Source organism: Actinoplanes sp. GCM10030250, assembly GCF_042666575.1.
GTDB lineage: Bacteria > Actinomycetota > Actinomycetes > Mycobacteriales > Micromonosporaceae > Actinoplanes.
Genome location: NZ_JBHTDO010000031.1, coordinates 66,609 through 82,216, shown reverse-complemented (window position 1 = coordinate 82,216; position 15,608 = coordinate 66,609). Strand labels below are relative to the sequence as shown.

At 69.8% G+C, this 15,608-nt stretch carries 9 protein-coding genes; 4 read left to right on the top strand and 5 right to left on the bottom strand.

What is annotated here, in order from left to right; translation table 11 throughout:
• Positions 1 to 351 precede the first annotated feature (351 nt).
• The 4 genes from ACFQV6_RS32275 to ACFQV6_RS32260 all read left to right on the top strand — a co-directional run bounded on the left by ACFQV6_RS32275 (position 352) and on the right by ACFQV6_RS32260 (position 5,735).
• The gene (locus tag ACFQV6_RS32275; RefSeq protein ID WP_378031425.1) at positions 352 to 1,854 is read left to right on the top strand and encodes a UDP-glucose dehydrogenase family protein; all 1,503 of its coding nucleotides are present in this window, start codon (positions 352 to 354) and stop codon (positions 1,852 to 1,854) included.
• A 390-nt stretch (positions 1,855 to 2,244) separates the two neighbouring features.
• Positions 2,245 to 3,612 carry an ABC transporter substrate-binding protein gene (locus tag ACFQV6_RS32270; RefSeq protein WP_378031424.1) on the top strand — a complete coding sequence of 456 codons (1,368 nt, stop codon included), beginning with the start codon at positions 2,245 to 2,247 and terminating at the stop codon, positions 3,610 to 3,612.
• Between the two features lie 234 nt (positions 3,613 to 3,846).
• Positions 3,847 to 4,824 carry a carbohydrate ABC transporter permease gene (locus ACFQV6_RS32265; RefSeq protein WP_378031423.1) on the top strand — a complete coding sequence of 326 codons (978 nt, stop codon included), beginning with the start codon at positions 3,847 to 3,849 and terminating at the stop codon, positions 4,822 to 4,824.
• Positions 4,824 to 5,735, top strand: coding sequence for a carbohydrate ABC transporter permease (locus ACFQV6_RS32260; RefSeq protein ID WP_378031422.1), 912 nt, complete (start codon positions 4,824 to 4,826; stop codon positions 5,733 to 5,735). Before ACFQV6_RS32265 ends, ACFQV6_RS32260 begins: the two co-directional genes overlap by 1 nt.
• Before the next feature lie 284 nt (positions 5,736 to 6,019).
• Here ACFQV6_RS32260 and ACFQV6_RS32255 read toward each other — a convergent pair whose 3' ends face one another.
• The 5 genes from ACFQV6_RS32255 to ACFQV6_RS32235 form a co-directional block, all read right to left on the bottom strand.
• A complete protein-coding gene (locus ACFQV6_RS32255; RefSeq protein ID WP_378031421.1) occupies positions 6,020 to 6,688 on the bottom strand; it encodes an ABC transporter ATP-binding protein in 669 nt (222 codons plus the stop codon).
• Positions 6,688 to 7,803: an ABC transporter ATP-binding protein gene (locus ACFQV6_RS32250; protein WP_378031420.1), complete on the bottom strand. Its 1,116-nt coding sequence runs from the start codon at positions 7,801 to 7,803 to the stop codon at positions 6,688 to 6,690. The genes ACFQV6_RS32255 and ACFQV6_RS32250 overlap by 1 nt, the downstream gene beginning before the upstream one ends.
• A 1-nt stretch (position 7,804) precedes the next feature.
• Positions 7,805 to 10,498 carry an FtsX-like permease family protein gene (locus tag ACFQV6_RS32245; RefSeq protein ID WP_378031419.1) on the bottom strand — a complete coding sequence of 898 codons (2,694 nt, stop codon included), beginning with the start codon at positions 10,496 to 10,498 and terminating at the stop codon, positions 7,805 to 7,807.
• Positions 10,495 to 13,467 carry an FtsX-like permease family protein gene (locus tag ACFQV6_RS32240; RefSeq protein WP_378031418.1) on the bottom strand — a complete coding sequence of 991 codons (2,973 nt, stop codon included), beginning with the start codon at positions 13,465 to 13,467 and terminating at the stop codon, positions 10,495 to 10,497. The genes ACFQV6_RS32245 and ACFQV6_RS32240 overlap by 4 nt, the downstream gene beginning before the upstream one ends.
• A 163-nt stretch (positions 13,468 to 13,630) precedes the next feature.
• Entirely contained in the window at positions 13,631 to 15,532 is a 1,902-nt protein-coding gene (locus tag ACFQV6_RS32235) for a hypothetical protein (protein ID WP_378031417.1), read from the bottom strand.
• Positions 15,533 to 15,608: the final 76 nt, after the last annotated feature.

Below are 15,608 nucleotides of genomic sequence, written 5' to 3'. Positions count from 1 at the left end.
AGTCGTCCGATATCGCATCGGCGCAGGTCGACGCCGCGACCGGGTTCAATGGGACAGATGTGGGTAACCGGGCTTCCCAGCGCAGGACGAAGGGGTCCATCCAGCGACAAAAGGACGCGGTTTCCGCTGTGTATCATTCGGCGGAACACGCAGGCCGACGCCACCGGAACGTCATCCGGCCGGCCGGTCAGGCAGCCGGTTGGCCGTCACCGGCGGTACGTGGCGTAACCACGGCCGGCGAGTTCCAGGCCCGCGCGTCGGGCCTGTGTTATGAAGCCCGCGCGTCAGAGGGCTTGGGGTAGTCAGAGGGCTTGGGTATCAGAGGGCTTGGGTATCGGTGGAGGAGATTGCATGAAGGTTTGCGTTGTCGGTACCGGCTATGTCGGCCTGACCACCGGTGTCAGCCTCGCCTTCCTGGGCCATGAGGTGACCTGCGTGGACCTCGACCAGGCCAAGGTCGACATGCTGCGGGCCGGACGCTGCCCCATCTACGAGCCCGGGATGGAGGACCTGCTCTCCGAGGCGGCGCCGAACCTGACGTTTACCACCTCGTACGAGGACGCTGTCCCCGGTGCTGACGTGGTGTTCGTGGCGGTGCAGACCCCGTCGGCCGAGGACGGCAGCCCGGACCTGCGCTACCTGCGCAGCGCGGCGGAGAGCGTGGCGCAGGCGCTGGACCACGAGTTCACCGTCGTGGTGAACAAGTCGACGGTCCCGATCGGCAGCGGCAACTGGGTCGACGCCATCCTGCGCGACTCCTTCGACCAGCGCCCCGCCAACGGTGCTGCTGGTAACGGTGCTGCTGGTAACGGTGCTGCTGGTAACGGTGCTGCTGGTAACAGCGCGGCTGGTAACAGCGCGGCTAGTAACAGCGCGGGTAGTAGCAGCGCGGCTAGTAACAGTGCCGGGGCCAAGAACAGCGGGGGCACCGAGTTCGCGGTCGCGTCGAACCCGGAGTTCCTCCGTGAGGGCAACGCCATCGCCGACACCCTCTACCCGGACCGGATCGTCATCGGATCGGACAACCCGCGCAGCCTCGAGGTGCTCAACCGCCTCTACCGGCCGATCATCAACCAGACCTTCACCGCGCCGTCCTTCCTGCCGCGGCCCGAGGACGTCAACGCGGTGCCGCTGGTCTCCACCGACCTCGCGTCGGCCGAGCTGATCAAGTACGCGGCCAACGCCTTCCTGGCCCTCAAGATCAGCTACGCCAACGAGATCGGCCAGCTCGCCGCGAAGGTCGGCGCCGACATCACCGAGGTGGCCCGCGGCATGGGCCTCGACCAGCGGATCGGCTCCCGGTTCCTGCAGCCCGGCGTCGGCTGGGGCGGCTCCTGCTTCGGCAAGGACACCAAGGCGCTGATCGCGACCGCCGCCGAGTACAACCTCGAGATGCCGATCGTGAAGGCGGCCCGCGACGTCAACAGCCGGCAGCGCGCCATCGCTGTGGAACGGCTCCAGGACGAGCTGCGCATCCTCAAGGGCCGCAAGATCGGCCTGCTCGGGCTGGCGTTCAAGCCGAACACAGACGACCTGCGTGACGCCCCGGCTCTGGACATCGCGAACTCGCTGCTGGCCCGCGGCGCCCGGGTGAAGCTGCACGACCCGGTGGCGACCGAGCGGTTCCGGGCCGAGCAGCCCGAACTGGCGCCCTACCTGAGCGAGACGATCGACGACCTGTTCGCCGACTGCGACGCGGTCGTCCTGGTCACCGAGTGGGCGCAGTACCTCGAACTTGACTGGTCCAAGTTCCTCGGGCTCATGCGTACGCCCATCGTGCTCGACGGCCGCCACGTCCTCGACGCCGAGCGCATGCGGCGCCTCGGCTACAAGTACCTGGCAGTCGCCGGCTGACGGGGCCGCCTCCCCGATCTACCCGAACCGCCGTGGTGGCCCTGAGCCGCCGCGGCGGTTCTTTTTGCGGGTGAACCGCGAGATGTGCTACTTGGCGGCAGAAGCTGCTAGCCCCGAAGGATAACAAAACCGACTCACTGCGACCGATAACCCCGATTCGCGCGGCCAAATGTGGGTATAACAGGGCAGAGGATGCCCACTCGGGTGCATCCTTCCGCCAATCTTCTTAACCGGTTAAGGCACTTGAGCGTCGCGGCTATATCGTTACCGACTCGATCACGCGGAAATCATTGCGCAACCTGCCGGTTACCTCTTGACTGTTGGTCAAGAAGCGCTTCGGACGGCGACGTCGTTCTGACGTCGGAGGCGCTATATGACATAGGGAGCGGTATGTTCGGTCACAGTGGGAGTTCGCGATCCCGGGTCGCGCTCGCCGGTGCCCTCAGCGTCGGGCTGGCGTTCAGCCTGACCGCTTGCGGCGGCAGCGACGATTCCGAGGGCGGTTCCACCGACAGTTCGGCGGCGGCCATCGACTGCGCGCCTTACGCGGCGTTCGGTGACATCAAGGGCAAGACGGTCACGATCTACACGGGCATCGTGACCCCCGAGGACACCCCGCACAAGGAGTCCTACAAGCCTTTCGAGCAGTGCACCGGTGCCACCATCAAGTATGAGGGTGACAAGGCATTCGAGACCCAGATCCTGGTTCGCGCGCAGGCCGGCAACCCGCCGGACGTCGCGTTCGTTCCGCAGCCTGGTCTGCTGCAGCAGCTGGTCGCCACCGGTAAGGCCGTCGAGGCCCCGAAGGAGACCTCTGACAACGTCGACAAGCACTTCGGCGCCGACTGGAAGGCGTACGGGACGGTCGACGGCAAGTTCTACGCCGCGCCGCTCGGCGCGAACGTGAAGTCCCTGGTGTGGTATTCGCCCAAGGAGTTCAAGGACGCCGGCTACACCGTTCCGACCACGCTGGACCAGCTCAAGGCCCTCAGCGACAAGATGGTCACGGACGGCAAGAAGCCGTGGTGCGCCGGCATCAGCAGCGGTGAGGCAACCGGCTGGCCGCTCACCGACTGGATGGAAGACTTCATGCTCCGGCTCTCCGGGCCGGAGACCTACGACAAGTGGGTCAAGCACGAGATTCCGTTCAACGGCCCCGAGGCCACCGCGGCTCTCGACGCCGTCGGCGCCTACCTCAAGAACGACCAGTACGTGAACGGCGGCCTCGGCGACGTCAAGAGCATCGCCAGCACCACCTTCCAGGACGCCGGCCTGCCGATTCTGGAAGGCACGTGCTCGCTGCACCGCCAGGCCAGCTTCTACGCGGCCAACTTCCCGAAGGACACCCAGATCGGCGAGGACGGCGACATCTTCGCCTTCTACCTGCCGGGCAAGGACGAGACCGCCAAGCCCGTTCTCGGCGGTGGCGAGTTCGTCCTGGCGTTCGCGGACCGTCCCGAGGTCAAGGCGTTCCAGACCTACCTGTCCAGCGACACCTGGGCCAACGCCAAGGCGAAGCTGTCCTCCGGCTGGGTCAGCGCCAACAAGGGCCTGGACGTCAACAACCTGAAGAACCCGATCGACAAACTGTCGGCCGAGATCCTGCTCGACCCGAACTCGCAGTTCCGCTTCGACGGCTCGGACATGATGCCCGCCGCGGTCGGTTCCAACGCGTTCTGGAAGCAGACCACGAACTGGATCACCGGTCAGGACACCAAGGCCACCGTGGACAACATCGAGAAGGCCTGGCCGAAGTAATGCGGCCGAAGTAATGCGATAGCACCACCGCGGGGCCGGTCGGGGATGCCCGACCGGCCCCTAGCAGTCTCAGCAACTTTGCACTTCACTGATTTCTCGCGCTCCGGACCTTTCGCGCTTCAGATCTTCTCGCGTTACCGATCCGGCCGAGCTTAAGATCCATTCAAGTTTGAGAACCACCAGCGCAACAGACCCACCCGTGCTTCGGAACCCGCCCAAGGAGGAAGGGGCAGCGTGTTCACCACCGCCTCCACCACCTCAGACAAGATTCTGCAGATGTTCGCAGCGATCCTGCTGTTCGCTGCCGCCGTCGGCGTAATCTTGTTCATTGCCGGACGTTTTGCCGGCAAACGTGATAAAGCAGTCGCCTACCTCTATCTGGCCCCCGTCATTTTGATGCTCAGCGTGGGGCTGCTCTATCCCGGTCTTCGCACCATCTACCAGTCGTTCTTCGACGCCGCGGGTGACGCGTTCATCGGGATCGACAACTACAAGACCATCTTCACCGACTCGGAGCAGCTGGTCGTGCTCCGGAACACCGCGTTCTGGGTGCTGCTGACCCCGTTCCTGGCGACCGGCGTGGGCCTGCTCTACGCGATCCTGGTGGACAAGGCGAGCATCGAGTCGTTCGCCAAGGCACTGATCTTCCTGCCGATGTCGATCTCCTTCGTGGCGGCTTCGGTCATCTGGAAGTTCATGTACGAGTACCGCCCCGACCAGGGCAATGTGAAGCAGATCGGCCTGATCAACCAGTTCATCGTGTGGGCCGGCGGCAAACCGGTGCAGCTGCTGATCGAATCGCCGCTGAACACGTTCCTGCTGATCATCGTGATGATCTGGATCCAGGCCGGCTTCGCGATGACCGTGCTGTCGGCGGCCATCAAGGCGATCCCGGACGACATCATCGAAGCCGCACGGCTCGACGGCGTCACCCCGTGGGGCATGTTCCGCTTCGTCACCCTCCCGGCGATCCGCCCGGCGGTCGTGGTCGTGCTGACGACCATCGCGATCGGCACGCTCAAGGTCTTCGACGTCGTGCAGACGATGACCGGTGGCCGCTTCGACACGAGCGTGATCGCCAACGAGTTCTACAGCCAGAGTTTCCGCAGTGCCAACACCGGTCTCGGTGCGGCGCTCGCGGTGGTGCTGTTCGTTCTCGTCGTTCCGATCGTCGTGTACAACATCCGGCAGCTTCGCCGTTCGGAGGCGTGATGACCACCGCTACACCGCTCACCACCACGCCGCCGGTCGCCGTGGAGAAGAAGGAATCCGCGGCGGCGAAGGCGAAGAAGAAGCTCACCTCCCCGTGGGCGTCGCTCGCCGCGCTGATCATCGCGGTGCTCTGGACCCTGCCGACGTTCGGCCTGCTGATCTCCTCGTTCCGCGAGGAGCGGGCGATCAAAACGACCGGCTGGTGGACGTTCGTCACCGACCCCCGGTGGACGTTCGACAACTACCGGTCGGTCTTCGACCCGGACGCCATCAACCTGGCCGACTTCTTCCTGAACTCGCTCGTCATCGCCCTGCCGGCGGTCATCATCCCGCTCTGCCTGGCGTCGCTCGCGGCGTACGCGTTCGCGTGGATGAACTTCCCCGGTAAAAACTTCCTGTTCATCGCGATCTTCGCTCTGCAGATCGTGCCGCTGCAGGTCACGCTGATCCCGCTGCTGTCGCTCTACGTCGACATGGGTATCGCCAACACGTTCTGGACGTTGTGGCTGTCCCACTCGGCGTTCGCGCTGCCGCTGGCCATCTACATCCTGCACAACTTCATCAAGGAAGTGCCGTCCAGCCTGATCGAAGCCGCCCGCATGGACGGCGCCGGTCACGTGGCGATCTTCTTCCGGGTGCTGCTGCCACTGCTCACCCCGGCCCTCGCCGCGTTCGGCATCTTCCAGTTCCTCTGGGTCTGGAACGACCTGCTGATCTCGCTGACCTTCGCCGGCTCGCCGGAGATCTCCCCGATCACCGTCCAGCTGGCCAACCTGAGCGGCACCCGCGGCACCGCCTGGCACCTGCTCTCCGCGGGCGCCTTCGTCTCCATCATCGTGCCCGTCACGGTGTTCCTGCTCCTCCAGCGCTACTTCGTCCGCGGCCTCCTCGCAGGCAGCGTCAAGGGGTAGCGCACCCCCGCACCGCCGGTCACACCGAGGGCCGCATCCCCGCCAGGATGCGGCCCTCACCCTTTCCCGGGCAGCGCTGCGCACCCAATGAGTGCAGCCACCCACGCCAGCAGCGCGAGGCAGGCGCCGCGCGAGGCAGGCGCCGCGCGAGGCAGGCGCCGCGCGAGGCAGGCGCAGCGCGAGGCAGGCGCAGCGCAGCGCGAGGCAGGCGCAGCGCGAGGCAGGCGCGGCGCAGCGCGAGGCAGGCGCGGAGCGGGGCAGAGCGGGGCGCGCGGGTTTGGGAGTCAGGTTAGGCGGCCGTCGCGGAGGGTGAGGACGCGGTCGGCGCGGTCGATGAGGGCTGGGTCGTGGGTGGCGACGAGGGCGGTCATGCCGCGGGCGTCGACCACGGCGCGGAGCAGGTCCATGATGGCGCGGCCGGTGTCGGAGTCGAGTTGGCCGGTGGGTTCGTCGGCGATCAGCAGTTCGGGATCGTTGGCCAGGGCCCGGGCCACCGCCACCCGCTGCTGCTGGCCGCCGGAGAGTTCGCCGGGGCGCTGGGCTGCCTGGGCACCGAGTCCGACGAGTTCGAGCAGTACGGCGACGCGCTGGTCACGTTCGGCGGGATCACGTTTGGCCAGCCGCATCGGGACGCTGACGTTCTCGGCGGCGGACAGGATCGGTACCAGGCCGAACGACTGGAAGACGAAGCCGATCACGTCGCGGCGCAGTTCGAGGAGTTCCTGCTCCCCCGCACCGGTGACCTTGCGACCGGCGACCGTGATGGTGCCGGCGTCCGGCCGGTCCAGCCCGCCGATCAGATTCAGCAGGGTGGTCTTGCCTGCGCCGGAGCGGCCACGGACGGCGACCAGCTCCCCCTTGGCGACGCCGAACGAGACGTCACTGAGTGCGTGCACCACCCGATCCCCGGACCCGTAGTCACGGCCCACACCGGCAACCTCGACGACGTTCATCAGCGCTGATCCTCCGAAAACGACGAGGGAGACGAGGAAGGCGGCGAGGACGGCGGCAGCGAGGACGGCGGCGGCGAGGACGGGGGCGAGGAAGCGGTAGAAGAGGACGACGACGAGGGGCGCACCTCCACGTGATCAGGCTCCAGATTCAGGCGGACCCGATCACGCAAACTCAGCGCCTCCACAAAAGCCGCCGGCAACTGCAACCGGCCCGCCCGGTCCAGAACCGCGTACTCCTCCGAGACATGCTGCTCGGTGCCATCCGCTGCGATGTGAGCGCTTCGGCGTACCTCAGAAGCGGTCTTCCCGTCCCTGATCGCGACCGCACGACGCACCTGGCCCGAAACGGTCATGTCGTGGGTGACCACCACGACCGTCACGCCCAGTTCGGCGTTCACCGTGCGCAGCGCGCCGAACACCTCGTCCGCGGTGGCCTCGTCCAGCTCACCCGTCGGTTCGTCGGCGAACAGCACCTCGGGATCATTGGCCAGCGCCACCGCGACCGCGCACCGCTGCTGCTCCCCACCGCTCATCTGATCCGGGCGGCGATCGGCCCGGTCAGCGACCCCGACCATCTCCAACAGCTCGCCGGCACGATCAAAAGGCGTCAAACGGCCGGAGCGCTTGAGCTGGCCGGAGCGCTGAGGCTGGCCGGAGCGCTGAGGCTGGCCGGAGCGGGACCCCGCCAGGCGCATCGGCAACTCGACATTCTCCCGCGCGGTGAGATAGGGCAACAGATTCCGCGCCGTCTGCTGCCACACGAAGCCGACAATCCGCCGCCGATACTCGAGGCGCTTCTTCGCCGACATGCCGAGCAGGTCGTAACCCGCCACCCGGGCGACACCCGCCGTCGGCTCGTCGAGTCCGGAGAGGATGTTCAGCATCGTGGACTTCCCGGAGCCCGAGGCGCCGACCACCGCGAGCAGTTCCCCGCGGTCCACCACCAGATCAAGGCCCTGGAGGGCGACCACCTCGACGCCCTCGGTGCGGAAGATCCGGACGAGACCGTCGCACACGATGTGCCCCGACAGCCGGTCCTGGCCTCCGGCGCGGGCGGCCGCGCGCTCCGCGGCCTTACGCTCCAATTCAGCAAGATTCATATCAGCGGAATCCATGTCAGGACTGCTCCTCTCCGAGCCGCAGAACAGTGCCGAGACCCAGACGGCGGTTGGCTGCGTCCTCGACCACCAGCGCCCCGGCCACCGCGAGAGCCGCGACGATCAGAACACCGGCCGCGAGCAGCGGGTCGACGCTGATCACGGCGGGCATCCCGGCGGTGAAGTCGTCCAGGCCCAGTGCGGGCCCGATGAGGGTGGGCAGGGCGATCCCGACGAGGCTGCCGACGAGCACGGCGACACCGATCAGGGGTACGAGTTCGAACACGAGCAGCCGCCTGCCCTGCCGTGCGGACAGTCCCAGGGTGCGCAGGCGCGACAGGGTCCGGCCGCGTGCCGGTGCACCGGCCAGGACGGTGAGCGCGACCGCGAGCAGGGCCAGCACGGCGCAGGCCACGATGCCCGCCGCGAAGGTGAAGCTGAGCACCCCGTCGACGCCCCGCTCGTCGAGGTCGGCGCGGTAGCCGTCGCGGGTGGTGACGGTGGCGGGCATGGCCAGTTGCCAGTCCTCGATCGCGCGACCCAGCACGGCCTTCGTGTACTCCCGCTGACCCGCGTCGGCGGCTTCGCGGACGGCGGCGGGGTCGAACCCGCTGCCGCGTACGAGAACGCGGTTGGACACGACCGGCTGGGTGGCCGGGACCGGCAGGGCCTGGAGCGGCACGATCAGGAAGTCGCGGACACCGGCGGCGAACCCGGGTGCGGTGTCGCTGACGGCGGCGACCTGGAAGGCGTACCGGCGGCCCTGGACGTCGATGGTGCCCCGGGGGCCGATCCGCTGGGCGACGCGCGTGGAGACGAGGGCGGGGACGGCCTGCGCGCCGGGGCGGGCGCTGGTGAGTTCGGCGGGCAGGTCGAGGCCGGTACTGGTGTCGACGACCATGGCCTGGACCTGGGTGATGAGTGTGCTGGCGTCGCTGCGGAGGTTGGCGGCGGACTCCAGGCGGAACGCCGCCGCGCCGGTGACACCGTCCACGGCGGCGATCCGCTGTGCGGTGTCCGATCCGAAGGCGAAGCCGGCGGCGACCGCGTCGGCGGGTACCGCGAGTTCGGCGGCGCGGTCGCGAGCGTGTCCGACAGTGGTCGTCACGGTGCTGCTGAAGATGCCGGTGGCGATCGCGATGACCAGCACCGCGAGCGGGCCGGAACGCAGCGGCGCGCCACGGCCGGCGCCGGTGAGACCGAGGAAGGCCACGGCGCCGCGGGCCCGGGCGGCGAGCCGGCCGGTCCACCGCAGCGGGAACGGGACCAGGCGCAGCGCGACCACGGAGGCGGCGAGCGCGAGCAGGACCGGCACGGCGATGAGGTACGGGTCGACGCCCGCCGGCCCGGTCTCCAGCCCGCGACGGCGTACCAGGAACGTCCCGCCGGCGGCGAGCAGGACGAGGAAGGCCTCGGCGGTGATCCGTCGCGGTGACGGCCGGTCCGCGACGAGGTCACGCCGGTGACCGGTGAAGTCGGGGTGGCGGGCACCGGCGGCGGCGTACGCGGCCGGTGCGAGGGCCGCGAGCAGGGCCACACCGGCGACCAGGAACGGTTCCCCCGCGTCGGCGCGACCGGCCGAGAGGTGTCCGGCGAGCCAGCCGGCCGCCGTGGCGGGCACGACCACCAGCAGTGTCTCGGCCAGCATCCGGCCACCGATCGTGCGCACCGAGCCGCCGCGGGCACGGATCAGCGCGTACTCGGCGCGCCGGCGGTCCACGGCGAGACGGGCGGCGAGCAGGATCAGCCCGGCCATGGTGGCGAGCAGCCCGGCCTGGATGACCGCGAGCAGGGCACGGACCCCGCGCAGCCGTCTGTCGAACTCGGCCAGCGTGGTGTCCACGCTGCTCACCAGCGTGGTCCCGTCGGGTGGCTGGCGCCGGGCGGTGGCGACGGCGGTGGTGAGCTCGCCGATCCGGTCGGCGGTGAGGCGCTGCTCGTCGATCCGGTAGCGCCAGCGTTCGTGCATCTCGGTGGTCAGGCCGCCGGCCGTGAGCGACCCGGCGGTGTCGGTGAGCAGGGTGACCCGGAAGCGGGTGCCGTCGGACGGGTTGGGGCAGGCGACCCTGGTCAGCAGCATGTCGGCCCAGAACGGCGCGGCCGGGTCCAGGGCTTCGTAGAGGCCGACCACGCGGGCCTTGGCGTTCTCCCAGCGCGACAGCACGGTCACCGTGTCGCCGACACGGACGCCGAGAGCCTTGGCCTCGTCGCGTCCGGCGATGACCTCGGCGATATCTCCAGAGGGCGAGTCTCCCGAGGGCGAGTCCCCAGAAGCGGGGCGGCGGCCCTCGACGATCCGGGTCGCCTCGTCGGTGCCGGTCTGCCGCCGGATCGCGGCCAGCTGCGGGCACTCGCCGGTGATGCCGTTGTTGACGCTGGCGTCGGCCGGGCCGACCTCGGCGACGAACCAGGCGTCCGAGATGACGCCGCCCAGTGCGGGTGGCAGGTCGCGGCGGATCTCGTCGAGCCGCCCGGAGTGGTCCGCCGGCGGCTCCAAGTCGAAGCTGCTGCCGGTGGACGTGGTGAAGGTGAGGTCGCGCTGGCCGGAGATCAGCCGGTTGATGTCGGCGCGCAGGCCCACGTCGGTGCGGTCGTTGGCCAGGCGCGGCGGCCCGGAGGCGAGGAAGGCGGCGAGCCCCACAAGGGCGGCGAGCAGGCCGAGTTGACCCGCGTAGGAACGAGCGCGATGCACCGTACGAAAAAGGCTCTTCATTGATCTGCTCCCAGCCGCAGGCGCGTTGCCGGGAGCCGGCGCGCCGCCGAGGTCGCGGTCGCCGCGCTCAGCGCGAGCGCGATGCTCACCAGAAGGGCGACGCTGCCCAGCGTGGGCAGCCAGCCGATCTGCAGCACCGGCTCCGGCACCGGGCGCACCGCGGCCGGGGTGAGCACCAGCAGCGGCGCCATCGCACCGGCCACCAGCAACCCGACCGTCAGGCCGGCGAGGGAACCGACCCCGGCGAGGAACGCCTGCTCGACCACGAGCGATCGGGCCAGCAGCCGCGGCCCGGCGCCGAGCGTGTGCAGGACGGCCAGCTCACCGGCGCGGCGGCGGGCGGTGGCCCGGGCGTCGGCGGCGATGCCCGCGGCGGCGAGCAGGACCGCGCCGAAGGCGGCGAGGAAGAGCGCGACGCGGGAACCGGAGCCGACCGGGTCGCGGGAGGCCGCACCGGCAAGCTCACGACGGTCAAGAACACGCAGGCCAGGCAGATCGTGTACGCCGGGCGGCGCCCCGCTCAGCCACCACTCACCGGGGCTCTGGACGATGCCCCAGCCCTCGAAGAGACGGGCGTCCAGCACGGCCCGGTCGGCGAGGATGGCCGCGCCGCCGGACGTACCCGGCACCCGGTCGATCACGGCCACCACGTGGATCGGCACGCCCCTGCCGGCGACCGTGAGGAACGAGTTCTCGCCGACCTTCGCGGTCAGCGCGGTGAGGGCGGCCGGTGTCATCGCGACCGGCACCGGCGCCCGGGTGGCCGGCCGGGTCACGGCGAACCGGCCCGTGTAGCTCAGAGTCCCGTCGTCGGTGGAGATCCGGATCTCACCGCTGCGCCCGGCCGCCTGCCAGCGGCCGTCCTGGCCGGTGATCTGCCAGGTGATCTCGGCCGGTCCGGGGCCGGCAACTCCGGGGTCGACCACGAACCCGGCCAGTCCCGGCCCGGCCTCGGAGAAGCTCAGCGGTCTCCCCCGGTCGCTCTGGCCCAGGTCGACGCGGCGGCCGTCGGTGAAGATCACCGTGGTCCGGGCCGGTCCGCTGGTGACGATTCGCCCGGGCCGCAGCTCCCGCTCGGCGCCGTCGTCCTGGCGGGCGCCGGCGAGCCGGCGGAACAGCTCGGCGGGTGAGCCGCCGGTCGCGTCGTCGCGGGCCAGCACCACCGGCCCGGCCTTCGCGGCGTCGATCACGACCAGGTCGGCCGGGTCGGCGCCGGCGGTCAGCGGCACGGTGTCCCGCCAGCCGGGCACGATCGTGCCCGCGCCGGGCAGTGCGGAGAGCTGTTCGAGGCGGTCGCCGGGTGCGGTGCCACCCTCCTCGACCAGCCGCATCTCCGCGCCGACCTGCTGTTCGGCCTGGTCGTCGAGGGAGCCGCGGGCGGTGCCGGCGAAACACCAGGAGACCGTGGCGGCGGCGACGGCGAGCGCGAGCATCACCATCGGGCCGGCGTGCGAGCGGCGGCCGGCCTGCCAGGTGCCGAGCAGCCGGGCGCGGGTCACGCCCCGGTCCAGGCGGGACGCCGCGAGCCGGGCGATCGGCGGAAGCAGGCGGATCGCGACCACGGCGCCGGTCAGCACGCCCAGCGTGGGCGCGGCGGCCAGCAGCGGGTCGATGCCCAGGCCGGCACCGACCGGTGAGGAGTACTGCCGCAGCTGCACCCAGCCCAGGACCGCGAGGGCGACCACGACCAGGTCGAGACCGGCGCGGCGGAACAGCGGCAGCCGCGACCGGCTCGCTGTCTCGGCGACGTAGGTGCGGGCGCGGCGCAGCGCCGGGATGGTGAGCGCGAGGACGCCGCCGGCCACCGCGAGCGCGCCGGTCAGCCAGACCGAGGCGTCGAGCACCGGGGTGACCGCCGGGCCGCCGGGGAACGGGACGGTCCGGACCAGCAGCACGGCGAGCGGCGGTGCGAGCAGACCGGCGGGCAGCATCAGGGCGAGTGCCTCGATCCCGGCCATCGCGCCGAGCCGTCCGCGGGAGGCGCCGCGGGCGCGCAGCAGGGCGGTCTCGGCCCGGCGGGCCTCACCGAGGAGCAGAGCGACGAGGGTCAGCGCGTAACCGGCCAGGACCGCGAGCAGCAGAATGGGCGTGACCAGGGCCGATCGCCGGACCAGGTCGGCGCGATCCAGGCGCTGGGCCAGGCCGGGGAGGCCGCTGGTGATGGTGGCGGAGGTGCTGAGCCCGGTGCTTGCGGGCAGGCCGTCGCTGATAACGGTGGCAGACGATGCGGTACGGGAGACCTCCTCCAAAGTCGTTCCGGACATGTCCGGTACGACCACCCACCCCGCGGAGGCGCCGGTGGCGAACCCGCTGTCGAAGCTCTTCCGGTCGACAACGATCGGCCCGTGCGTCGCGGTCTGCGGCGCCCGGCCGGCGAACACGTCAGGCGTCAGCCGCCAGTACGCGTCCCCGGCGTCGCGCGCACGCCAGATGCCGGAGACGAGAATCGGGACGATCCGGCTGGTACGCCGGTCGACGAGGCGCAGCGTGCCACCGGTCTCCACGCCGAGCAGCCGGGCTGCCGGTTCGGCGAGGGCGGCGGCGCGCGGACCGGACGGCCAGTCACCGGAGACCAGGGTGGCGTGGGCGGGCAGGTTGTCCAGGGCCATCACGTTGCCGTAGACGACACCGTTGGAGTCGGCTGTCGCACCGGCGCCCGGGCGGTCGACGGCCCAGCCGGACCCGTACACGGCGCTGTCGACGGTCACCGGGGCGCCGCCGAGGCCGCCCGCGTACGCCGCCCGGACGGCCCGGTCGTGCTCGGACAGGTCTGCCCCACCGGCACCGCGGATCAGCACCGAGCGATCCGCCGGGGCGGCGGCGGCGACAGCGGCACGGATACCGGCCTCGCCGGACGCGCCCGCGTAGGCGGTGAGGCCGGCCAGCAGCAGGACCGCGATGAACATGACCGCGGCCCCGGCAGCCAGAAGGCCCTTGGCGGCAGCGGCGCGCCGGACGATCAGCGACATGGGAAACCGGGGACGAGCATGCGGCGGATCTTGCCATATGGACAGCGGGCCGGTGTGCCCACCGGCCCGCTGCTGGCTTGCTGTTCGGTTCTGTTGTCGCTGTTCTACTGCTGGCTGTTACGTCTTTACGGCTGGGCTCTACTACTTCTTTACGGCTGGTTCTTTACGGCTGGCTGCGCGGGCTGTCCGGGGCCAGGGTGTCGATGAACTCGTGCGGGTCGTGCAGCTTGGTGGAACTGCGGGCCTCGTTCGCCTCGGCCTTCAGCGCGCTCGCCACCGAAGCGACGTCAACACCCGGGATGCTCGCCACCGTGTAGTAGGCCTTCTCCGCGAGGGCGTACGCCGCCCGGTACTCGTGCGCGGCGAACGCCTTCGACGCCAGGGCGAGCAGGGCGTCGGCCGTCTTCAGCCCGGTGCGGCCCTTGCCCGCCGGTACGGTCGCGGCAAGCCGGTTCGCGGCCTCCCAGTACGCGGCGGTCAGGAACCGGTCGCTGTTGTCCCTGTCGAACTGGCTGAAGTCCCAGTTCACGTCGATGTAGCTCATCATCGAGTTGTTCTCGTCGCCGGCGTTGACGAAGAAGAACTCGTTGCCCGGGCCGTAGTCGACGCCGGTGGCGCTGTCGTAACCGTCGTGCGGGTGGCTCATGCCCAGGTGGTGGCCGACCTCGTGGATCTGGGTGGTGGTCAGGCCGTACCCGGAGGCGACGACCTCCGGGGAGATGAAGGAGAACACGTACGACTGGGTGCCGGTCTCCCAGTCGTCGTCGGCGAAGCCGAGGCCGGGTGTGCCGACTCCCTCGGCGACCGCGTAGTTGAACAGCGGCACCTCGTAGTCGACCTTGCCCTGGTCGTCGAGCGCCCGGTCGATGTTCTCCCGGTTGTAGAGGAACAGGTTGGCGCCCGCCGGGAAGTTCAGATCCGGGTAGCACGGCTCGTCGGCGAGAAGGCCGACGTAGCACCCCTCGGCGCGGGCGTCGTACGGCAGATCCTGCGTGTCGTACGACAGGCGGTTGCGCCAGCGCAGCTCGGACAGTTCCGCCTTGAGCAGGCTCGGTGTCGTGTACTGCTCGGAGGCGTCGACGCCGGGCCAGCCCTCGTACGTGTTGTCGTCCAGGTTGATCGTCCTGGGCGGCTCGGGCGACGGCAGCTCGACCGGGTAGAGCGGTGACGTGGTGAAGAGCAGGTTCAGCGCCACGTACCGGGTGATCTTGCCGAGGTCACCGGCGAGCGCGGCCGGCGAGCGGAAGCCGCCGGCCGTGTACTCCCAGGTGGGCGGCATGCGGTAGTCCGGGATCCCGTCGCCGTCGACGTCCGGGTTGTCCACGTCGTAGTTGACGGTCCACGACTCCGGGCCGGCCGACAGGTCGTGGAACCAGACCCGGCGGGTGGCGCCCAGGCCGGTCTCCTCGTCGTCAGCGGTGGTGCCGCCCCACGCGATGATCTTGCGGCTCTCCCGGTTGACGCCGAAGTCGTAGCCGGTGTCCGGGTCGGGCTCGCCGGTCTTGGTGTAGATGTGGTGCTTGAAGTCCGAGCGACCGAACCAGTTCACGAAGAAGACCGTGTTGCGGCGGGTGTCCACGCCCGCCGGCGGGTGGAAGGCCAGCCACTTCTCCACGCTCGGCGCGTCGATGAGGTTGTTGTCCTTGATGTCCAGGACGTTGTTCTCCTGGTCGTTGTACGCCTGCTGGAAGGTCGTCAGCGGGGCGGGCTTGGCCAGCTTCGACAGCTGACCGAAGAATTTGTCCTCGTAGGACTTGTTGGTGTAGTTCAGGCGATAGTCGTATTTGTAGGTGATGCCGAGCTTCTCGGTCACTCCGTACCAGAGTCGGGAGCGCACCACGGGCTCGTACGAGCCGGCCAGCTCACTCAGAAACTTGCTCTTGGCGACCTGGTTCGGCTCGTAGCCGACGAAGACCACGTTGACCGGCACCTTCTCGACCAGGCGCGGCTGACCGCCGGGATCCAGGTAACCCAGTCTCGACGCGGGCGCGGCGCCGGCGGGTCCCGCCGAGGCTGCCATGAGTGCCGCGACGAGCGTCACGACGAACGGACTCTTCCATCTCATGTGGACACGCTGCCATCAACCCCTGCCGATGGGAAGAGGTGGCGGTGTCGGTGGCGTTACAGTGCGGCTCGTCGAT